Raw genomic sequence first — 22,541 nt, forward strand, 5'->3', positions numbered from 1 at the left:
ATTATTTTCTCCTTCTTTTTGCCCATATTACAATACCACAAACTGCCAACGCAAGCGGGAACAATCCCATGAGTCCGATATTCATCCAAGTGATTCCCTCCAATCCCATATAAATTTTCGTATCCGGAGAATTGGGACGAGTTGTATCTATCGGATATTCTCCACCGGATAACCAAAAGAACACATAATTCGGTAAAATTTGATTCTCCGTGTTCACACCTCTCCGCTTCATGAAAAATTCTCCGTTACTAAAGCAATCTGCATCTCCCATAACGAATATCCGTTGTTCCTTTTCTCCTACTTTCCGGCTCAACGCAAGAGCCAAAGCATACGTTTGCTCCTTCTCTCCCGCTTCTGTATGGAGAACCGCTTTACCTTCCGAGAAATCAGTCGTTTCCAACTCATTCCAACACCCGGTTGAATCCGTTTCCAATATCGGCATCACGTCAAAACCAGCATCCGTAGAGTATTCCAAACCTACGACATCAGGCATCGGCACCCGGTAATTCCAGCGCAACATCCAACGGAATCGGGAATATATATCCGCTGCCTCCCGGGTAATTTTCCCGAAAACCAGATTCTGGGTGAAATCCTCACTCTCCTGTACCAACCGTCCCGGCATAAACCGTACTCCCAGAGAAGATAGCAAAGGATTCATGATTTCCTGTTTATCAGGCTCCCCGGCTATAATCAAATTCCCCCCCCTATCGATATAACGCTGGATCTCATCCAATTCCCCTTGCTCAAAGGGTTGCCTCACGTCTGCAATAATCAGAATACCCGTGTTCTCCGGAATCTTCTGCCCGTCATTCAAAAACAATTTATAACTATCGAAACCATTATTAATCAACGCTTCCCGATAAGTAATATCCTGTGAAATCACATAATATCCCCGGTCACCTTTCCGGTCAATATCCCTTTCCCCGTGACCGCTGAGAAATGCCACCTGCATCGCCGGAACCACCATACGTTTCATGGCGGCAGTAATCTCCTTCTCTCTCGGTTGGCGTGACATATCGTCAAATATCCGTAAAAAAGATTTCTGTCCGTTTTCATGTTCTATAAGACGGACAAAACGATTCCGTTCTTCGGACAAATCAACCTGTTTTTTTATTTCCTCCGGGGATAAAAACATCTTAAAATTCAACTCCAACCCATTCGCAATCTCTTGCGCTCTTTCCCGGTCACTCAATAAAGGATAACGTTGATCCAAAGACTCATTTTTCGTTTTATCGTAATAATAAACATACTTCATCTTCATTTCGGGTTTAAAACGAAAATATTGTCGGAAAAGCCGTTTATCGTTGTTTATATTTTGCGGCAACCCTGTCGCATAATTTGGTTCCAGCAAATTGACATAAGTCGTTATTTTCAATCCTCCTTTCAATTGTCTCATCACATCCTGGCTATTAGGAGTCAACGTTCTCTGTTTTGTAACCGTCGCATCATAAAAGCCCATAAATGCCGGAAGCGAAGATAAATATCCTAAAAACACGGCAAGCATAACCACCCCGAAATAACGACTGATAGCAACCTTCCGGGAAGTCTTTTTCCGCTCCCCTCTCAATTTTAATATAGAAAGCATCAAGAAAAGAACCACGACAATGATAAAGTACAGCACGTCTTCACTACAGATCAGACCGCCGATCAATTCATTGGAACGTCCCCGAATAGACAACCAATACGTTACATCCCGCAAGAAAGGAATATCTTGTCCAACCCCTCCGATAAAATTCAAAACGGCTAATAACCCCAACGTACACATTGCCGCCACAACCTGGTAAGAAGTCAGGTTCGACATAAACAGCCCAATAGCGGCATAAGCGCAAGTCAACAAATAAAGCCCAAATAAACCGGATAAAACGTAGGGCACATCCATATCCTTTATCGTACACATCCCGAAAATGGCATACACGAACAAAATTGCAATCAATACCAAGGCATAAATCATTATGGCAAAATACTTCCCGAGAATTATCTGGGTATTCGTGATCGGGGAAGAAAACAAAAGTTTAATAGACCCGTTATTACGTTCCTTACTCATCAACCCCATCGTCAACAAAGGAATATAAAGATACAAGTATTGTTGCACTTGGGACAAAAGCCCACGATAACTGGAAAACACTTTTTCCGTCACATCCCAAAGGCGATTCCCGATAGCCTGATCTACCACCAGATCACTAAACAAATTGGAAAAAGCCATACTGGCCTGAAAAGTAAAAATCACCAGAATCAACCAAGCCACTGGAGAATAAAACAACATACTCAATTCCGACTTGGCTATTTTAAATATTACTTTCATACGCTTCCTTTCTAAATTATTTATTTTCTCTTTTCCCGGAAAGCTGGGCAAAAATCTCGTCTAAAGAAATCTTCTCCAAGGTAATCTCACTCAATCCCCATCCATTAGCCACGCTTGTTTCAATTACCCGCTGCATCACATCACGTCCCCCTTCAAAACGGAACCGGAATCTGCTCTCTGTCAATGGAATTACCCGAATTATTCCCCGCACTCGAGCTAATTCTTCCACGATAGGCTTGTTTTCAAACTCTGCCACAAACGTATCGGGTTCGATATAATTATCAAATTCATCTATTGTTCCGCTGAACACGACTTGCCCGTTCTCAATCATGCGGATATAATCACAAGTCGCCTGTACTTCAGAAAGAATATGCGTGGACAATAAAACAGAACGGTCTTTCGCTATCTCTTTAACCAACTCACGGATCTCGACAATCTGATTCGGGTCCAACCCATTCGTGGGTTCATCCAACACAACAAAGGCAGGATTATGCACGATAGCCTGTGCTATTCCCACGCGTTGCTGATACCCTCCGGATAAATTACGTATCAAACGATGACTAAAATGAGCGATCCCGCATCTTCGTTTCGCTTCTTCCACGGCTGTCTTTACCTGCTTTTCGTCCATTAACCTCAAATTAGCACAATACGTCAAATATTCATCAACATTCAGATCCCCGTACAAAGGCGGCTTTTGCGGCAAGAAACCAATATTTTGTTTCGCCTCTACCGGATGTTCACTCAAGCTGATTCCGTTAATATACACCTCTCCTTCCGTCTGATTCAACACGCCACAAATAATATTCATCGTGGTCGATTTTCCTGCACCGTTAGAGCCTAACAGCCCGACTACACCCTTTTGATTAATTTCGAAATTAATGTCCCGAATTGCCCACTGCGCACTATAGCGATGGGATAAATGTTCTACTTTTACAATTGCTTTTTCCATAATTTTTAGTAATTCACAAACACAATACATCCCTATCATACCGGTCATACCCGGTACGAGTATAAAATAAAGAATCCCGCCGGTCTTTCGGAAAATTCCAAAAACCCCTTCCGTCAACCGACGGGAATTCAATCTAAACCAAACACACTACAAATTCTACTGTTGAGAAACAACCGTTAAAATCTTTCCAAATCCAGTATAAGGTTTGAGACCATTCACATCTATCGTTCCGCCACTGGTACTCACGATTGGAATCGTGTAAAGCGTCCCTTCGTTACCGTCCCACACTCCCGTCAACAACAAATGCTCATGCGTATCTATCGGCGTTTTATACCCAACCCCGGAAACATATAACCGAGGATTCATCAAGTACCATGCCTGCCGGAACATCGAGAAATGAGTAATTTCCCCGGAAGTTATCGTGTAAAGCAGATTTACTTTGGGTGACACACCTCCCAACACAATAGCGTAAACCTGTGTCGATGTGGCAAAATACACCACGTTTCCATTTTCACTCACCACATAACCAACGGCATTATCTATCTCCTTTCCCGGAACATCATAAAGATATTTTGCCTTGGAAGTAGTTCGCTCGATCACGTAAATTTGATAAGCACCCGTGGTCGTATTTCTCATCACCATAACGAAATTGTCATCTATTCCGGTGGCAGCATACATGGTTTCCAATCCCGGTACATTGTTTGGGTCAAAAGGTTTTTCCGTATCGGATACTAAAGTCCTTATATTACTTTTTACATAAGGAGCACTATTCTGGCACAAGAAACGACCATTCTCCTTATCATACCACACCCCCCAAGCCGTAGTGGAACTAGTAGACTGGTGCGTAAATGCCACACATTTATCCACTTTGGAAATTTTCATTACTTGTGTTTCTCCCTCTTGCACCGCATACTTCATCGGGATCTGAATATTCGGATAATCCCGCGCTAAACCAGCCGAAAAAGGATAAATATTTCCATCATTTACCAAAACCACATTAGAGTTACAATAAAATATCTGATTCGGTTTTATAGAGAGCGTATTATCATAAATCACCTCAAAATTCCGTCCTACAAGCTCATATTCCAAACCATCCACTAATGTATAAAAATCATCCCCGATACAATAAAACCGTTTTGATTTTACCTGGGCATTTGAATTATACGAATGACACACTTGTTTAACCAAACCTTCCATGGTACTACCGTTTACGGAACTGTATAAACCATGACTGATTCTATCCGCAACAGTCCACCCCTCAGTAAATTGTTTTCCCTCGATCAAAGAGAAATCCGTATTTCTCCCGTCTTTCGTTTCCACGATTAATATTCCCTCGTTATAAGCTGATTGCACGAGTACGTTCCACAAGATATCCCGCCGATACTGCGTTTTATTATCCGTAACCTGGTACCACAAAAAATAAGACGTTTCGTTAGGTGTTAAAAATATGGTTGTATCCAGAGCTTCATTCTCCCCTATACATATATAATGAGATTTTGCACCCGAATTCGGATTATCATCCGCAATAGTATTCAACATCCATTTATATGACAAATCAGAATTATCCCCATTATCCCGCGTTACTTTCGGTTGAATACTCAAACGACCATTTTGCACGACTTTAAATGTTTCCGGTATTCCTGTAGTATCTATCACGATATCCGGAATCGGATGATCGGCATTCGTGCTTTTATCATCAAAACACGCTGTAAAGAAACTCACATTCCAAAGAATCAACAGCATATATAATAAATATCTTTTCATATCCATCTATTTTTCAGATTAATATATAGGTACAATTTCCTCACCTTTATATGCACCATCATCATGGCGATACACGTCGTCATGCGTTCGATTATATTCCCGAACCCAATCTGCAAATTTTTTCCCATACACCCATCCTTCGTATTGATCTAACCGGTAACCCGTTTCCGGATCGGGATCATAATACCAGAATTCCGTCAAACCCGTAGACGCTATAATAGCCCGATAAACATTAGAAGAATATTTCGATGTAAAGAAATAACGCATCGCATTCCACGTTTCAGGTTGTACTAAATCCGTGGTCCAAGTCAATTGGATCGTGATATAATTCAACCAGCCCCCGGCTTTAAAATACTCGTTATCTTTCACAGCTAATTTCAACTTTAACGTCGACTCCTCTATATTTAAAAATTCCGGATTACACACTTCCAGAGCGAGAGTACCAATAGTATCATTTGCCGGCACGGTCGCCTTCACGATGCGATATTGGTCGGATGTTGCTGTCGTGTTGGAATCACTCACAACCTCCACGGCGAACTCCCGTTCCACATTCACGGGATTCCCCACGAGCAATACTTTAATAAACATCGTATCCTTCTCGGCTTCCATGTTCGTCATAAACGACAACCCCTGTCGAAGTTTCATAAAATGCAAGGCATTCCCTCCCTCGTAATGCATGATATCACTGTCGGAACATCCATATATCCCCACGCACATGATAACAAACAAGACAAAATATTGTTTTATCAAATATTTCATGATTATACGTTTTTAATGTTAAAACTGTACTCTATTTCCTGATATTACCTCTTCATCGGGATAAGGCAAAACATACTCGGGATCACCCATCGGATTGGCATACCCGACAACGTTCTCCACACCCCAGCGTTTATAGAAATAGAAAAGTTGCCCCAAACTCACGAACTCTTTCCGGTACTCTTTCAGTATTTCATCTTTCACCTCCAGATAACTCAAATTTTCATCCAGATCCCGCGTAATCCCCCGTGCCTGACGTACCTCATTTAAATAACCAATAGCTTTTTTCAAATTGCCTTGTTCCGCATATACCTCGGCACATATATAATACATTTCCGGAGTGCTAATCAGAGGTATTATTTCCCCATAATTCGTTTCCCCATCACATTGATCCAACTTCAACGTAGCGTAATTATTCAAACCGGATCCCTGGGGTTGTAATAAATAAGAATAACGATAATCATCCACGCCAACATCATTTCCTTGCCCCACTTCAAAAATAGTAAATGCTACACTCTCAGTCAAAAACACTCGTTCATATGTCGCATTCGGGTTCGATGCGTCCAACCATTGCCCCATAATATCGTTCAACTTTCTCACGGCAAGATGCCAGATATGTTCCTGTGAAAACGTTCTGTCCCGATAAAGCACATTTGAATTCGTCACCCGGGAACGGCTCACCCAGTCCCAACAATCCTGTCCCGAATCATCTTCCGTCAGGAACCATTCTTCGGCAATCTCCACGGCTTTGGCATACCCCTCGTCTGTTCCTTCCCACATGTAAACACGAGCCAAAAGTGCCTTTGCCACGTAATAATCCACCCGGGGAGAATCTTCATAGCTAAAATAATTAAAGAAACCATAGTCACCCCCATTCGGACCGTTATCAAAAAAAACATCATCCCCTGTAATCCGGTAACAATTTTTCCCGTCTTCCCCGTAAAGTAACTCAATAGCTTCCAGCAAATCATTTTTCAATAACTTAAACGTTTCAGCATAAGACAACTGAGGCGTAATATCTTTACTAAATGTAGTCACGTACGGGATGGCCATCTTGGAAGACACATCTCGATTCCTCAAATTGCCGTACCCGAACATCCGCATCAAATCGAAATGGAAAAAGGCTCTCAATGTCAAGGCTTCACCTTTTACCAACTGATAATTTACCGGGTCTAACTCCGATTTATGCTCTTCCAACTTAGCTAAAATATTATTACAATTCGCTATCAAATTGTACAAACCGTTCCACGTATTTTTAACATACGGGTACACACGGGCATTCTTGTATTGATGGCTATGCAGGTATATATCATTACTTCCCGAAATCATACAATAATAATGTGCCAAATAATCCAGCATATGCCAACTCAAATGCATACCGTACAAATCCTTCGAAGTCATCCCGATATACACGCCCGTCAATGCTGCATGGAAACCCTCGTCCGAAGAAAACATATCATCCTGTGATACTTCCGTTGAGGAATCTACTTTCAACCAGTCCTCGCAAGAAATAAAGACAAGGCTGAACACTGTCAATAAAATTAATAATCTCGTTTTCATAAAGGTTACCCGTTAAAAAGTTGCTGTTAAAGAAAAACTCAACGTCCGAGCAAACGGATAGGATGTCCCCCGTTCGATCTTAATCGATGACCATTTGTAAACATCATTCATATTGGCTTGTAATCTTACTCTCTCGAACCCGATATGCTTCATCCATGCACGCGGGAAATCGTAATACACGCTCAATGCAGACAAATTCAACTCGTTATCCTTCTGCACGAAACGAGTCGTAGCTCGCGTATAATCCGATTCCTGCATATTTCCCATGATATATGTATCACCTAAATTCTTAATCCTTCGGAATTGTGTTTGATCTCCCCGTTGTTTCCATCTCCCCGATAAAACCCGTTTATCCACATTATAAGTAATATTGACATTTTCAACTCTATCTACCAGCGTTTGATTATAAAGTTCTCCACCACCGAGAAAAGTGAACACAACACTCAAACCAATCCCCTTATACTCACCGTTCAAACCGAAATTACCGTTATATTTAGAATCTGCGACTCCGGCAGCAACCATGTCTTCAGCTTTCCATTGTTTTGTCATCTGTCCGTCCCGGTTCAAATAAATTTCGTAACCGTCTGACGGATCAATACCCAAAGAAGGTACAGCCCAGATCGTATTCATGTGCATCCCATCATAATACATCACCACCGGTGCAACCTGATCCTTCTTTGCAGCCAATGCCATCTGATTCTCGTTGAACGTCTTCATCGCATCCGACAACTTCTTCAATTTATTATTATTCGTGGTTATATTACCATTCACGTTCAAAAAGAAATTCCTGCGATTGATAACATTAACACCCAATGAAATCTCCACACCCCGGTTCTGCACCAACCCAAGGTTCTCGCTGACAGAAGTAAATCCGGTTGAGGCAGGGATCGTGATCTGTGATACTAGATTTTCCGTGTTGGAAGTATACCAATCAAAAGTCAGCGTAACACCCTTTATTCTCAAATCAAGCCCCACGTTATAATCTTTTTTCAACTCCCATTGAAGCGCCGGATTCTCCATATTACTCAAATAAGCCCCACTCCAATAGTAATTGTAATTTTCCTTCATATAATATTTATAAGTTGCCACCGCCTTATTGGACTGGAAATTCTGGTTACCCGTGTAACCGATAGAACCTCTTACTTTAAATTGCTCCAGAAAACCCCAATCCCGAACAAACTTCTCGTTATGCAGGTTCCAGCCTAACCCGACACTCCAGAAAGTAGCCCAAGGATTATCAGTCCCGAACACAGACGCCGCACTTCCACGCAAAGTGGCATCCAATAAAAATCGATCGTCATAAGTATAGGCAAAAACTCCCAACACCCCGACATTCCTGTTTTTAGAACTACTACCGGAAGGTTTACCGTCTTCTTTATACATCATCCCGAAGATATACTCGTCCATACTGTCTGTCTTGTATCCCTGCGCCTCGTTTATAATCTCCATATACTCACTCTCCGAAATATTCCATCCCGCGTTGGCAAACAAAGTATGCTTTCCCCATGTTCTCGAAAAATTCAAATAAATATCACTCGATACCGAGTTGCTTTTTCCCGTGTTCAGGGTATAAGCACCCCTCTTGTAATACACGTCCCGACTATAATTGTTTTGACTGGTATGATTGTAAGGATAATACTCGTCCGCATCACTTCGTTTTGTCGTAAAACTTACACGTCCCGTCGCTTTCAGCCATTCAACAATCGTCCACTCGATATAGAAATTATTCGTGAAACTCAAATAAGAAGTCCGATCTTTCGTATTCGTCTTAGCATTATACAAAGGTGACTTTTCCGAATAAGTACCCCGTGCATAATATTCCATCGGTTCACCCTTTTCATCATATGCCGGGGAATAAGGATTAGCCTTCGCGTACTCACTGAAAGTACCGTAAGGTGAATCCTGTGTTTTATTTCGGATAATGGTGGCTATATCCCGGAACAAAAAATTCGATTTACGATAAGATATTTGTGCCGTTCCCGAGAAAGTATTGCGATAGGATTCTTTCATGACACCTTCCACATTACTATACGCCACGTTGAAAAGCGTTTTCATCTCCTTATTCCCCATTTCAAACGTGAGCGCATGCTTCTGTCCAACCCCGACACGCAAAGGTTTAGACAACCAATACTCGTCCAAACCGTCCATAACGAGTTTCAATCGTTCGTAATACTTGCTCATCCCGTTATACGTATCACTGTATACACTCCCTTCAAGCCTCTCGGCTTCCAGTTTCTCTGCCGCATTACACAAATTATAACTGGTCAGATCGGGCATTTCCAAATCCAGATTCCCCGTGTAAGTTACCCGCACACCTTCCACTCCGAGCCCTACCGTTTCAATAACCACCACTCCATTAGCGGCTTTTGAACCGTAAATTGCTTTAGAAGCAGCATCTTTCAATATCGTAATACTCTCGACACGGTTCATATCCAAATCAAACACGGTTTCCACTGTTGTTTCAAAACCATCCAAAATAAACAAAGGCTGATTGGGCTGCGACTGATAATTCCCTTTCAGATTAATATCACTCCCTTCTGCCGGAAAAGATGAAGTTCCTCGCAACCTCATATCCGGCAAAGTATTCGGGTCGGAGCCCATTGTTCTATTGTCCAGAATTTTAAGAGAGGGGTCCAAGTTTTTCAAACTTTGAAATATATTGGTATTCCCTACCCGTTTCAACTCATCTTTTCGGAATGTTTTTGCCGCCCCGGTAAAACTTTCTGCTTTCCGGGTAAAGATTCCGGTCACCACTACCTCTTCCATACTTTTTACATCCTCGACCATCACGATCCGAATCTCCGACTTACCCGTATATTGATGTTCCTGTGTCTGCATCCCGACAAACGAAAAAACAAGTACCGGATGTTCCATCTTCGGGATCTCGAAGTTAAATTTTCCATCCTTATCAGAAACAACGCCCAAAGCAGTTCCTTTCAAAACAATTGTTACCCCCGGCAAAGGAACGCTATCCCGGTCAACCACCTTTCCTTTGACCACAAGTTTCTCTATCTCCGGGGCTTTCTCCTGTTTACGTTTAACGATCACTGTATTCTGTTGTATTTCATACTCCAGTCCCGTGCCTTTCAAACAAATATCAAGAGCCTCTCGCACCGTTTTGTCCTTGATTTCTACATCAATTTTACCCGCTTGATCCAAATCTCTCGTGTTATACACGAACACCAGCTTCGACTGTTTCTCGATTGCCCAAATGACATCCTTTACCGACACATCTTTCATCGAAAGATTAATCAACGGCTCATCCGTCATTGCTTGTGCAACTCGACCTCCTGATAGGAATAAGCAAACTGCTACTTGCACACCAAGCAACAAATTTTTCACTTTTGTCACCCATAAATGAGTACACCTACGTTTTTTTTTCATACTTTTGAAATTAATTTAAGTTTAAGTTATGCCTCCGGCAAGAGGCTTATCAACTAGCGAAGGATAGTCGCATATTCTTCGCTATTTTTATGTAATTCAACTTATTTACTTACTACAATTTTCCTACCTTTGATTCTAAAATGTACCGTCCCGGTACGCTCAAAGAATCCCAGCAAAAGTTCAATCGTTTCATGCCGATCAAAATTACACCCGAAAAGATAGTCTTTCACCTCTTCATCTTCATACACCACGTCAACATCATACCAACGGGCAATAAAATCCATGATCTCCTTCAAGGGACGATCCCGGAATCGAAGACATCCTTCCTTCCAGGCTATGGCATAAGAGACATCTACTTCTGCCACTGTCATCTTTCCGTTTTGCTTGTCAAGCACCGCTTGTTCACCCGGCTTCAACACAAAACTATTTTCATCTTTCAAATTAATTACTTTCACAGCTCCTTTAATCAAAGTCGCTTGGACCTCTGCATTTTCCGGATAACTAGATATATTAAATTCCGTACCCAACACGGCTACATCCATACCGGAAGCCCTTACAACAAAAGGCATTTTCTCGTTCCGGACTACCTGAAAATATCCCTCACCTTCCAATTCAACATGTCTTGTATCCCCATTAAATCTTACTGGGAACCTTAACTTGGAACCCGCATTCAAGCATACTAAAGTTCCATCCGAAAGAGTCAGCACGAACTCACCTCCGTGGGGTACGACAAGCTCATTGTACAAATCTGCCTTGCCAACCGTATCTATATTTTCAGCCATACCCGTATTTTTATAAACAATACTCTCCCCGTGTAAACCAATCAACGTACCGTCCAACTCTTTTAAGGTATCACGTGAACGAGTAGCTAAATCCACGATAGTACCGTCTGCCATATGCAACATGGCTTTAGGAGTACCCGGCTGGATTTCCACCCGCATAGCATTAATATCTAGGCACTCCCTTGTATGTTGCATAAAAAAGTAAATCACCGGAGATACTACAAGGATAAAAATACAAGCATATCTCAAGAAATCAATCCACAAATATCGCTTACGCTCTCGGGCTCGTTTCCGAGAAAGAGCCCTCCACCCGGCTTGCACATCTATCAATTTTAATTCCTGTCGTTTACGAACTACAAATTCGTCACTAGTTACCAAACGGAACCACTCTTGATTCTCTTCTGCAAGACTCAACCATTCATCCAAATATACCTGTTCGGTGACAGTCAAATCTCCCATTAGATATTTACTAACCAACTCGGCTATATCAAAGAAATCGTCATTCATATTGTATTCCAGTTATACGTTTTTCTGTAATTTTCAACTAGAACACAAAAAGCCTATTTTAGGGAGTGTTGGACTTTAAATATTTAATCTTTATTAACATTCACTCGAGAGAAATAAAATAACAGGCAATAGATAATAATACTCTTTTAAACTGACTCTCAACTTCTTGTAAGCTTCTTTTTTATAAGCATGCACGGTACCTTCGGTTATTTGCATCTTTTCAGCAATCTCCGCATTTTTCAACCCGTCCAAGGAATAATTAATAACCGTCCGCATTTGCATTGGTAGAGCATCTATTGCCCGATTAAAAACACGATGCACCTCTTCCTCCATCACCCGGTTTTGGAAGTCTTGTTCCGAATCCCGAATCAACTCATCCGAAAGACGAAAACGCAAATTTCTGTTCCGAAGTAAATTAAAACAAGCATGGCGTACCACCACGTACAGAAAAGACTTAATTCTTCGAAAATCATCGAAATCAGTATGCCGATACCAATACTTCAAGAATGCTTCTTGTACAACATCAGCCGCCTCCTCCCGATCTCCCAAGTAATGAGTTGCAAACAAACATAAGGAAGCATAAAACTCTTCAAATAATACTTGAAAAGCCTGCTCATCTCCCCGTTGTAGACGTTCTAACAATGAGCCATTATTATTGTTTGCCTTCTCCATAATACAAATGACCTATAAAGTAAAAACAAAAATATGTATTAAAAATCAGAAAACAAACAAAATTCACATATCATTCATCTTTTTTCAATACAAGATATTTTTCGGGTAATCCAAAAGGAATTCTAAAGTAATACAACCTCGTTCCAATTATAAACCACATATAATACACTTATACGATAAAGAAGCTGAAACAGGATTACTTTAGAATTACACCGAAATTACCCGAAAAACATCCTCTATTCCCTATTCATCCCCTCCAGTTCCATGGAGAAAAAGAACGGGAAATACTCGTGATTCGCCCCGACATGCCATGCATTCACGATTTTTCCACTTTTATCAATCAGGATATACCGGGGAATACCCGTGATACAATAATCCCCCGTGAAATTATCCTTTCCTTTATTAATAATCAGATGCGGCATAATCCCGGAATACTTTTTCTCTCGCAGAAAATTCTTCCAACGGGCTTTTGCTTCCACCCCGTCGTCGGAAATAGTCAGAAATACAATATCATCCCGATTCTTGTATTGCTTTTCGAGTTCTATAAACGCGGGCAATCCTGCCACGCATCCCCCGCACCAAGTCGCCCAGACATCAATAAACACAGCTTTTCCCTTGAAATCCGAAAGTTTTATCATTTTCCCGTTCTCGTCTTCCATTTCGAAATCCGGAGCCATAGCCCCCACGCGCACGGGATAATACCTCTCCTTCAATTCCAACGCCGTCTGACGGGTTGACTCGGTCTTGGAACAAATTTCTATATCCTCCATCAGACCTTTCACCTCATCCGTGTAGCCGTGTCGCTTCAACTCGGAAACCAAAGCGGACAACACGTATGGATTGCGTACCTCTTCACTCTTGATATTATACAAAACATAAGTAGCACGTGCCAATTCCGACAATTCCGGCATAAAAACACGGAAATACCCGTTCAACAAATTGGTTCTCTCCACGTCTGTCAACACCTCCAATACCGGAGAATCCAAATCCAGCCCTTTCACTCGTTCCGCGACTTCATTTTGTAATACCTTATCTTTCATCTCAACAGCTTGCGCGCCCAGACTCCACAATATCCCGTTATAACAAAGCAACTCCGCCTTCTGCTTGGCATCCTTACCTGAAAGAGAATCCATAGCCTGCCGCACCTCCCTTTCCGCATCATTCACCTTCCGGACAAGTTCATCTTTACCCAATCCACCGGGGATACGGTTATAAACGGCGTGTATCTTTTCAAACAAAACGTCGTCCTTCGATTTCTGCTGTTGGGCATAACTACCAAAAGCACTACACAAGATGATACAAACCAGTAAAATATTTCTTGTCTTCATAACCTACTATTTTTGCAACAATTCGACAATCTTCTCCCGTAAACTGTTCCGACGGATATTCTTTGCCACGATATTCCCGTCTTTATCCAACAACACGATAAAAGGAATGGCCTGTATCCCGAACAATTTCCGTATCTCTGACTTCGACCACCCGTTGTCATCCCTCACGCTAATCCACGGTATCTGCTCTTCTTCACAAGCTTTTTTCCATTTTTCCACGGAATCATCCAAAGAAATACTCATGATACGCACCCCTTGGTCTTTAAATTCAGCGTACTGCTCCCGCAGGTTTTTCATCTCCTGCCGACACGGTCCGCACCAAGATGCCCAAAAATCCAATATCAGAATATTTCCTTTCTGGGAGTCTAAAGATACCTTATTCCCGAACTCATCCGTTGCCGTGAAGTTAGGACAAGGAACCCCCAAAGCCGAAACCGCCAATTCATCCGTGTGTTTCTTCAACAAACGCCCGTAATAGGACGATTTATTCCTTTCCGAGAGCAAGTCGTACAACGCCTTTCCCTTCTCGTGGCTCTCCCCTTTTACATTATCCGCGATATAAGCGGAAAACATATTGTCCGGGTATTTCTCTACAAACTCTCTCGTCAAACGGTATTGAATTTCTTCCGCTTTCAACGCTTCCGTCATCTTCTCGTCCGCCAACTTTTGTTGCCCCGCGTCCAAAGCCTCCTTGTACTCGTTTATCAGTGCGTTTCTCACGGTATAGAATTGTTCTTGAGCAATCTTATCGTATTCCTCGTTTAAATCATTGGCAGGAGAACCTTTCACGCTACGATTTCCCAACTTTGAATAATCGCCTGTCACTTCCATATTCTTTCCATCCATGAAAAAATAGAACTGCCTGCGATTCACCTTCAATATATACGACCCCGGTTCGTCCAACTCACCCTTGATTTCAAACTTCCCGCCGTCAATCTCTGCCGTATACAGAATCTTTGCACTATCCCCGGGGGCTATCAAAAAAGCCTTCCCGTATTTCATCCCGTCCAGATCTCCTTTCAGGGTAAAAGCGTAACGTGATGATCGTGTACATCCGACACAACAAACCACTAAAAAAGCAATGAATAATCTCATATCTTGTTCATTTAATATATCTCCGTAATCATTCTTCTCCCAGTTCCAACATCATCTTCTTCCCCTCAAAATTATCTCTTGACTTTCCTATCAAATCCCAGAGTCCGGTACGCCCGTTTTTCTCGATGGCATGCTCCATAATTTCAAACATCTTCGAACATTGCTCAAAATTACATTCATCCAATATATAATTCAATATATCCCCTAAAACAACACCGTCCAACATCAGGTCAAGTTGCAAAGCCCCCTCCTTATCCTCGTTCGCGTATGCGGTAACAAATTGTTCAAAAGCATGAATCATACTATCAACCTTTTTCTCCCGCCAATTCTGCCACATCTCTATCAATCGGCGACGGGTTTCCGGCACCGGGATTTTCGACCCTTTCAAAGCTGCCAGCAACGAGGAACAATCCACGGTCGGCATTCCCTTGGCGTCCCCTTCTTGAAAAAAGGTCTGAAAAAATGTCGTCTTACACACGTCATTAATCTTCTTCACGACCTCTTCCACCTGATTCGCTGCCAGAGGAATATCTTTCCAATGTTCAATAATACCCGTGAAAGACTTCGCGTTCAAACTATTTATATCCTCTATAAAATAATGCAAGTTTTCCCCCGAATAACGTTCATTCAACGGGAGCACCATCAGATAACGATCGACAGCATCATTCAACTCGTCTATCCGCCCGTCAGCCTTCAAGGCATCAATATACCCCTTTAAAAACTTCGGGTCCTGATTTCCTTTCGCGTATTCACTCTTTTGTTGTTCCGTCACCTTACTCTGGGCATTTACCCGTTGCCCGGTTGCCAGCATACACAAAAGCACGCACCAAACAGTTATTTTCATACACTAATCTCTTACGTATTTTTCCAATGTCTTATCAATCAATGCTTCAAAAGCTTTTCCGGGTGTCGGGGCATAAACCGATACGATTTTCCCTTCCTTATCAATCAGAAAATAACGGGGAATACCTGTTATGTTATAATCTTTTTGGAAAGTACACTCACCCTTGGATGCCAATAAATTAGTCACTCCCATTAACTTCAAACGAGGCAAGGCATACTTCCAACTATTGAAAGCCCCTTTATCATCTATCGATATCGTGATAAATTCAATATCATCCCGTTCTTTATACTTCTGACTCATAGCCATATATGTCGGTAACTTGGCAATACATCCCCCGCACCACGTAGCCCACACGTCAATGACTAACACCTTCCCTTTATAATCCGATAAAGAATGTTCTTTCCCTTTAAAGTCCTTCAGCGTAAATGCCGGAGCAACGTTTCCCTCTTTCAGATGCTCGTACCCCTCGTACAATTTATTGATTTCATCCTTCAAATCCCCTTCCGGCATATTCTTCTCGAACAACGGACGGAGCTCGTCCAATCCCTTCGTGTACCCGTTATACCTGAAAACAGACCTCAAACAAGACAAATAAGCCAATGACAACTCCGGGTTATTCAATTCAAGTATCTGACGATACCTCCGGTAATCATAGTCATTTCCTATCGTTTCTACCGTGGTATTAAACCACATACTTCCCCAAGCCTCTTCTGCCGGGGCTCCTTCCATGACTGCCTTCAAGCCGTAATAATCCTCCACGACAAACTCTAAACCGGAACATTTCACGAATTCCTTGGATGACAAGTCAACGCCTTTCAATACTTTTTTAATCACGGAAGTCTTTAGCCGGGCATCTTTCCCCTCGTCATACAAATCAGCCACCCGACGAATAGCTTGAGCCCCGTTCTCCTGTACTGCCTCCATGGAAGCGCCATTTGCTTTTATATATCTTGCTATTTGTTCCCGTTCAGCCAGAATCGCTTTAGCAGCCTCTTTTTCCGGCACCTTGAAATCTTCCCATCTCTTCGTCACGTATTCTTTCAACGTTTCGGCCTGCTGTGCCATCCCGCTCAAAGACACGAACAACAAGAATACAATTCCTATTAATCTCATAATCTATCAATTAATTCTACTTCTTCAACAACTGGTTCTCGATAATCTCCACGTACTTTTCCGGAGTCGCCCCTACGTCTATAATCGGTTTTCCCCCGACAGGAATAAAGAACAATGTAGGCAACGCCACAACATTAAACATACCGCACAACTCCTTCTCTTTATCGGCATTCACCTTCAGAAATATCACTTGGTCTTTATACTTTTCCGCCATTTTTTCCAACTCCGGAATCAAGCGCATACACGGTCCGCACCAAGTTGCCCAGAAATCAATCACGACAGGTTTATCTCCCTTGAACACAAACTCCTTGCTCTTCCGGTAATCGTAAACATGCTCCAAAAAATACTCCCGTGTTATCGGGTTCAATTTACCGGCTTCCACCTTTACTTCATTGCTTCCCGTCACTTCATCTTTCACCTCTGCCAAATCAAACGGTTGGAAATACACTTTCTGTTTCCCGTAATCAATGGAAACCAACCCTTGCTTCAAGATACCGTTTCCAAGTACGGACCGAGGCAAAGACTCGTTCTCGACAACAGCCACATCCGTGAAATCGCTTTTCACGAAACGACACTTCCCGGCAATCTTACTCGAGGCTGCCACGTCAGTACCGGCATACCCGACGCTTTTCTTCATTCCATTCCCGTCCTTCCCGCTGAATCCGGCAAAATCAGCCGAGTTCAAAACAATCATTCCATCACTCCACGTATCCAGCAACAAAGAGTAAGATACCCCATCCAATTCCACGGGACAAACTATCCCAGAACCCGTGACCACTTCTATATTAGAACGATGGTCCAATTTCATATAAGCAGGACGATAAGGATTACTCATCGTGATTTTCTTTCTTCTCGAATCTATCGTCAACACGACATTCCGAAACAACGTTCCCCCGACAATACCAGCGACACCCAATTTTCGCAAATATGGTTCATCCTTCAACACAAATGCCGCAACCCCGTTAGCGAACACGCTATTCCCAAAGGAAATAGTTTCTATATTTACCGATTTCTCCACCGGCACCCGTTTGTATTGAAATGTATCGTAACGGAAATCTCCCTTCACGTTCGCATCGATATTCAATTTTTCCACGTATTCCGGCAATATTGCATTATGCCCCGCCAAATCCAGAACGAAATCAGCCATCACCCCGTTCACCACCATTTCCAAAATAATCTTTCCGTCCACCTCTCGGTAATCCTTTACCTCCACGGACGTATTCTTCGATTGGGCCCATATCGTTATACTCAACAAACTCAACCCCAATATCATCATTAATTTTCTCATAATCATAAATCGTAAATCCAAAATCATAAATAAAATCACTCCCTCCTAATCTCTATCTTTTCCTTCTTTCCGTCCCGCAACACAATAATATAAGCAGTATCCTCCACGATAGCATTCATCAAGCCATCAATCACCGGCTGACTCATCGGGAATCCCGTGATATCCGTACCGTTAATATCAATCACTTGCTCACCCAAAGCCACCACATCTTTCATGCTATCCCATATCGTGGTAATCTCGAAACGCTCGTTAGCGGGCAAAATACCCACGTTCCATGTTTTAGGCGCACCGCCCATATCCGAAGCTCCTGAATCGAAAGGGAAAAAATACAAGCGATTCCGCATATAATCAATCACCACTTTCCCGTATTTCAACAAATCAACCCCAACAAGGGTAGAGTTACGTTCTGAAATCACGCTCCCGACATTCGTGAATTTCTTCCCTAAAACAATCATTTCTTTCACGTTGACTTTCTCTATCTCCACCGGGTCGCACAATCCTTCCAATCCTATTCCATTAATTCCGCAACCTCGTGCCACTCTTTCCCCATTTCCATTCTCTTCTATCTCTTTAAAAACAGCAGCATTCAACAACAAAAAGCCGTCCGCACCCGTATCAAACAACACTTCTTTTTCTACTTCCCCTAGCTCCATTTTCACGATTGAATGATGAGTCGTCCCTCCATACATTTCCACCCCATCCGTGATTTTCAAACGCTCGGGACGATACGGGTAATTGATCACCATAATTTGCTCCCTCGCATCAAACGTCACCACCGACTGGGCAAACGCATCTCCTCCAAGGATTCCGGCTACCCCCAACGCCTGAAACAATCCGCCCACGGGGAAAACCATGGTTTTCATCTTTGACAACTTATAATTCGGGCTCAACTGCACGTCTTTCACTTCCGCCACCTGATACAATTGTTTCATCCCGTTCAAATCGGAAATAGGATTCGAGGCTCCCGTGGCAACACCTTCCATCTTCTGCACGTTCTCCCAATCCGTTCCGGTCTGCCCTCCCGTGTCCACGATATATTTCACTGCCACCCCGTTCACCGTCACCGGAATAATGATCTTATTCTGCACGAACTCGTAATGTATCGTGTCACACACACGTTTCGTCGATTGTGCCCATGTAGTCATCCCCAACAGACACATCCCGGCTATTATCGCCAATTTCCTCATAATCATAAATCCAAAATCATAAATCGTAAATCATAAATAGCAAATCCCCTCATTCTTTTTGATACACTATCACCTTCTCCCCATTTTTAGTGAGAATTGTCAATTTCGTCTTTTTCTTCGCTTTCAATTCCGGTATTCCCATGATAATACTCTCGCAAAAATCATATTTCCCCGTGGGTTTGCCATTTATCTTTAGCACTTTATCACCGGGTTCTACCACTCCTTTCATATCCGTCCATACCGTAGCAACCACTAAATCTCCATCCTTCACTTGCAAATTCACGTTATAATGCTTACTTGCCATGTCAAACTCTTGCTCGTAAGGCTCAAAATACCAGCGTTTACGAGAATAATCAATCGTTACCTTACCGTATTCCAACAACTTCACCCCCAACAACGTGTAAGGCGGCGTTGAAGTCTCCGCCGTCACATTCTTGAATTTAGTCGCTCCCACCGACAAAAGCGGCAACTCCACTCGATACGTAACCTTTGACTCTGTCATCCCCCCGACACCTATAGAGCCTCCCCCGACTCCTTCACTCTTCACCTCAAAAGCACTTTTAGCACTTAGCTCCTCGTAGTCCGTGTCCTTCAAGGACAAAAAACTAGGACACCCCGTGTCAAATAAGGCAACCAAACTATTTCCCGCCCCGGCTTGCAACGTGATAATCGGCATATATCCTTTCCCCGAAAACGGAAGCATTTTACGCAAAGAAACGGTCGATGCTTGCTCGGCAGAAGTTACCGTTATCGTTTTAGTTTTACCATCAATCTCGACAATCAGATTTTTAAGCAAATCACTCCCAATCAATCCGTCCGCGTGGAAGCATTCGAAAGGAGAAGGTGTTGATAACTTCATTGCCGGAACTCCGGAGAAATTAATTCGCTCATCCGGGGTCAACAGACTAGACACTAGCACCCGGGGAAGTCCCACCTCTTTTCCGTTTACATCCGTCACCTTCACCGAATCCACCACCGAAATATTCAACTCTTCACAAAGCTCCCCGGTCAAAGCCATCTGTCCCCCCGTGTCGAATATAAACGAACGCACCTTGCCATTCACACTCATATCCACAATCATCTTTCCCCCCACCATCCGGTACGGTATCACGCTTTTGACTTGTTGTGCCGAAAGCGGCACAACAATCAAACACAACAACAATCCGAGAATAATCTTAATTCCTATTCTCATAATTCATTATTTAGACACCTTATCAGCAGCCACTACTGCCTGATAAGCATTAATAATCCCACCGGAAAAGCACAAATCTCCAAACAAGAATAAATCTTGTGTCCGTTGACCATTCACGACAATAGCCTTTTCAACCTCCGCATCTTTTCTGGATGTCACGGACTCTAACAAGATATTTCGAATCTGCGTTCCGGTCAACTCCGGGTAATACGCTTTCATCAAAGCAGCGACCCCCACCGTGGTTGCGGCAGCAAACCCGATAGCGTTTCCAGTTTGATAAGTATCTCCCGTGTAGGTAGAATAAATATCTCTACCCGGGGCAAACAAATCCACCTCTTTGGCTCCATAATTCGAATCCATGGACGGATTCCCCGCTTTATCAGAAGAAGCAACTATCATCAAATTCGTTAATTCCTTTTTACCCGTCATCCAACGATTCGGGAAATAAGTTTCCTCTGCCAAATCCTGCGCCGCATCCCACACTTGAGAAACAACGAAAACACCTTTACTCTCCGCATATTCCAAAGCATCACTAACCCATTTTTTCTGTTCCTCCGGGTAAAGCGTATTCTGAACCGGCAACATGATAACATCAGCGTTGTGGTCCACGGCATAACGAATGGCCAACGCGATATCTTTCAAATAAGGTTCCCCCTCTGCCATAACCCGCAACGCCATAATCTCAGCCTCATCCATAATACCGTTTCCCCCCAAACCATTATCTCTCTTACCGGCAACAATACCGGCAACCATAGTACCGAGCGCAGCATCTGTCGTCAACAATACATTGTTCCCGTATTTATTATCATTTATATCCAGATAATTATCTCCTATGATTTCGGCACGCCCATCTGACCCGAAACGCTCTACTTTCTCCCTGTATTCTTTACCAGACAATTCAATTTGGGCACCACTTTTTATCCCTTTATAAACATCTTCCCATTTATCTGACTGATAAACACTAAAAGCATAAGCACACATCATAAACGCCACTTCAGACAAAGAATCGCGAGGTGCTTTCGGGTCATAACAAATCCCGAATTCTTCTTGGGTCAACTCTTTTCCCGGAAAACGCTCTTTCATCATCCGGTCAAACTTAGCAGCATAATCCCTTATCAAATAAGTCAATTGCCACCCGGCATAACTACCTGCCATCGGGGATTCCGGCAACACCTTATTACGGAAATAATTATATTCTTCTATATTTTCCGGGGCAGCCACCTTCGTCATCTTCTCATTAATAACCTTGTAATAATCCTTCCCATCGAATATATAATCGGCATACTTGTCTTTCAACCGTAAAAACTCCCGGTCACCTTCCCGCATCGTACTCTCCATCACTTGACCGTCTTTACCGCCCAAGAAATTCCAACCGTTGATATCCCCTACCAAACCGTTTTTATCGTTATCCTTTCCATTAGCCTTTTCTTTCGGGTTAAACCAAATCGCCTGCTTCAAATCTTCATGTTCCACGTCCATTCCCGTCCCAATCAAAGCAACCACCGGTCTTTTCTTGATTTTCTTCCCTTTCAAGAAATCGTACGCCTTGTTTATTTCCGCACCGTACACCCCGTCCTTTTCAAACGAACAATTATACCAATCCAGATCAGCCTGCTTCTTTTCACCCTGATCATTCTGTTTCACCAACTGTGCATCAGCAACACTGATACATGCACTTGCCATTAATAACAGAAAATACTTTTTCATCTCTTACAGTTTTACTTTTTTACAATACAATATCAATACGACTCGTTCTCACCAATCGTTAATCCAAAATCAAAACCTCAAATCTTAAATCTAAAATTTAAAATCGTAAAT

General features: G+C 42.6%; 16 protein-coding genes. All 16 read right to left on the reverse strand.

Annotated features, from left to right (window positions below; all coding sequences use genetic code 11):
- Nucleotide 1: 1 nt before the first annotated feature.
- Nucleotides 2-2,302, reverse strand: a complete 2,301-nt coding sequence (locus tag Q5866_RS06530) for a Gldg family protein (protein ID WP_303179586.1) — start codon at nucleotides 2,300-2,302, stop codon at nucleotides 2-4.
- Between the two features lie 16 nt (nucleotides 2,303-2,318).
- Entirely contained in the window at nucleotides 2,319-3,251 is a 933-nt protein-coding gene (locus tag Q5866_RS06535) for an ABC transporter ATP-binding protein (protein WP_303179588.1), read from the reverse strand.
- Between the two features lie 156 nt (nucleotides 3,252-3,407).
- Nucleotides 3,408-5,015 (reverse strand): PKD-like family lipoprotein, encoded by a 1,608-nt coding sequence (locus Q5866_RS06540; protein WP_303179590.1) that lies wholly within the window; start codon nucleotides 5,013-5,015, stop codon nucleotides 3,408-3,410.
- A gap of 18 nt (nucleotides 5,016-5,033) precedes the next feature.
- Complete coding sequence (locus Q5866_RS06545; protein WP_303179592.1) at nucleotides 5,034-5,774, reverse strand: DUF4843 domain-containing protein; 741 nt, start codon at nucleotides 5,772-5,774, stop codon at nucleotides 5,034-5,036.
- Nucleotides 5,775-5,792: 18 nt separating this feature from the next.
- Nucleotides 5,793-7,331: a RagB/SusD family nutrient uptake outer membrane protein gene (locus Q5866_RS06550; protein ID WP_303179594.1), complete on the reverse strand. Its 1,539-nt coding sequence runs from the start codon at nucleotides 7,329-7,331 to the stop codon at nucleotides 5,793-5,795.
- A 12-nt stretch (nucleotides 7,332-7,343) separates the two neighbouring features.
- A complete protein-coding gene (locus Q5866_RS06555) occupies nucleotides 7,344-10,715 on the reverse strand; it encodes a SusC/RagA family TonB-linked outer membrane protein (RefSeq protein WP_303179596.1) in 3,372 nt (1,123 codons plus the stop codon).
- A gap of 101 nt (nucleotides 10,716-10,816) precedes the next feature.
- Entirely contained in the window at nucleotides 10,817-12,004 is a 1,188-nt protein-coding gene (locus Q5866_RS06560) for a FecR family protein (protein ID WP_303179598.1), read from the reverse strand.
- Between the two features lie 93 nt (nucleotides 12,005-12,097).
- Complete coding sequence (locus Q5866_RS06565; RefSeq protein WP_303179600.1) at nucleotides 12,098-12,676, reverse strand: RNA polymerase sigma factor; 579 nt, start codon at nucleotides 12,674-12,676, stop codon at nucleotides 12,098-12,100.
- A 236-nt stretch (nucleotides 12,677-12,912) separates the two neighbouring features.
- Nucleotides 12,913-14,004 (reverse strand): TlpA disulfide reductase family protein, encoded by a 1,092-nt coding sequence (locus Q5866_RS06570; protein ID WP_303179601.1) that lies wholly within the window; start codon nucleotides 14,002-14,004, stop codon nucleotides 12,913-12,915.
- A gap of 6 nt (nucleotides 14,005-14,010) precedes the next feature.
- Nucleotides 14,011-15,099, reverse strand: coding sequence for a TlpA disulfide reductase family protein (locus tag Q5866_RS06575; RefSeq protein ID WP_303179603.1), 1,089 nt, complete (start codon nucleotides 15,097-15,099; stop codon nucleotides 14,011-14,013).
- Between the two features lie 28 nt (nucleotides 15,100-15,127).
- Nucleotides 15,128-15,943: a hypothetical protein gene (locus Q5866_RS06580; RefSeq protein ID WP_303179605.1), complete on the reverse strand. Its 816-nt coding sequence runs from the start codon at nucleotides 15,941-15,943 to the stop codon at nucleotides 15,128-15,130.
- A 3-nt stretch (nucleotides 15,944-15,946) separates the two neighbouring features.
- Nucleotides 15,947-17,056 (reverse strand): TlpA disulfide reductase family protein, encoded by a 1,110-nt coding sequence (locus Q5866_RS06585; protein ID WP_303179607.1) that lies wholly within the window; start codon nucleotides 17,054-17,056, stop codon nucleotides 15,947-15,949.
- A 16-nt stretch (nucleotides 17,057-17,072) separates the two neighbouring features.
- Nucleotides 17,073-18,344, reverse strand: a complete 1,272-nt coding sequence (locus Q5866_RS06590; protein WP_303179609.1) for a thioredoxin domain-containing protein — start codon at nucleotides 18,342-18,344, stop codon at nucleotides 17,073-17,075.
- A 35-nt stretch (nucleotides 18,345-18,379) separates the two neighbouring features.
- Nucleotides 18,380-19,537 carry a hypothetical protein gene (locus tag Q5866_RS06595; RefSeq protein ID WP_303179611.1) on the reverse strand — a complete coding sequence of 386 codons (1,158 nt, stop codon included), beginning with the start codon at nucleotides 19,535-19,537 and terminating at the stop codon, nucleotides 18,380-18,382.
- A gap of 43 nt (nucleotides 19,538-19,580) precedes the next feature.
- Nucleotides 19,581-20,723 carry a hypothetical protein gene (locus tag Q5866_RS06600; RefSeq protein WP_303179612.1) on the reverse strand — a complete coding sequence of 381 codons (1,143 nt, stop codon included), beginning with the start codon at nucleotides 20,721-20,723 and terminating at the stop codon, nucleotides 19,581-19,583.
- 6 nt (nucleotides 20,724-20,729) lie between these two features.
- Nucleotides 20,730-22,430: a S8 family serine peptidase gene (locus Q5866_RS06605; protein WP_303179614.1), complete on the reverse strand. Its 1,701-nt coding sequence runs from the start codon at nucleotides 22,428-22,430 to the stop codon at nucleotides 20,730-20,732.
- Nucleotides 22,431-22,541: the final 111 nt, after the last annotated feature.

It is taken from the genome of uncultured Butyricimonas sp., assembly GCF_959596855.1.
GTDB classification, from domain to species: Bacteria; Bacteroidota; Bacteroidia; order Bacteroidales; family Marinifilaceae; genus Butyricimonas; species Butyricimonas muris.

Coding starts and splice junctions, on each gene's coding strand:
- Q5866_RS06595 (WP_303179611.1), bottom strand. CDS start 19,537: ATGATTATGAGGAAATTGGCGATAATAGCCGGGATGTGTCTGTTGGGG.
- Q5866_RS06540 (WP_303179590.1), bottom strand. CDS start 5,015: ATGAAAAGATATTTATTATATATGCTGTTGATTCTTTGGAATGTGAGT.
- Q5866_RS06575 (WP_303179603.1), bottom strand. CDS start 15,099: ATGAGATTATTCATTGCTTTTTTAGTGGTTTGTTGTGTCGGATGTACA.
- Q5866_RS06580 (WP_303179605.1), bottom strand. CDS start 15,943: ATGAAAATAACTGTTTGGTGCGTGCTTTTGTGTATGCTGGCAACCGGG.
- Q5866_RS06530 (WP_303179586.1), bottom strand. CDS start 2,302: ATGAAAGTAATATTTAAAATAGCCAAGTCGGAATTGAGTATGTTGTTT.
- Q5866_RS06590 (WP_303179609.1), bottom strand. CDS start 18,344: ATGAGAAAATTAATGATGATATTGGGGTTGAGTTTGTTGAGTATAACG.
- Q5866_RS06535 (WP_303179588.1), bottom strand. CDS start 3,251: ATGGAAAAAGCAATTGTAAAAGTAGAACATTTATCCCATCGCTATAGT.
- Q5866_RS06585 (WP_303179607.1), bottom strand. CDS start 17,056: ATGAGATTAATAGGAATTGTATTCTTGTTGTTCGTGTCTTTGAGCGGG.
- Q5866_RS06565 (WP_303179600.1), bottom strand. CDS start 12,676: ATGGAGAAGGCAAACAATAATAATGGCTCATTGTTAGAACGTCTACAA.
- Q5866_RS06600 (WP_303179612.1), bottom strand. CDS start 20,723: ATGAGAATAGGAATTAAGATTATTCTCGGATTGTTGTTGTGTTTGATT.
- Q5866_RS06555 (WP_303179596.1), bottom strand. CDS start 10,715: ATGAAAAAAAAACGTAGGTGTACTCATTTATGGGTGACAAAAGTGAAA.
- Q5866_RS06560 (WP_303179598.1), bottom strand. CDS start 12,004: ATGAATGACGATTTCTTTGATATAGCCGAGTTGGTTAGTAAATATCTA.
- Q5866_RS06605 (WP_303179614.1), bottom strand. CDS start 22,430: ATGAAAAAGTATTTTCTGTTATTAATGGCAAGTGCATGTATCAGTGTT.
- Q5866_RS06570 (WP_303179601.1), bottom strand. CDS start 14,004: ATGAAGACAAGAAATATTTTACTGGTTTGTATCATCTTGTGTAGTGCT.
- Q5866_RS06545 (WP_303179592.1), bottom strand. CDS start 5,774: ATGAAATATTTGATAAAACAATATTTTGTCTTGTTTGTTATCATGTGC.
- Q5866_RS06550 (WP_303179594.1), bottom strand. CDS start 7,331: ATGAAAACGAGATTATTAATTTTATTGACAGTGTTCAGCCTTGTCTTT.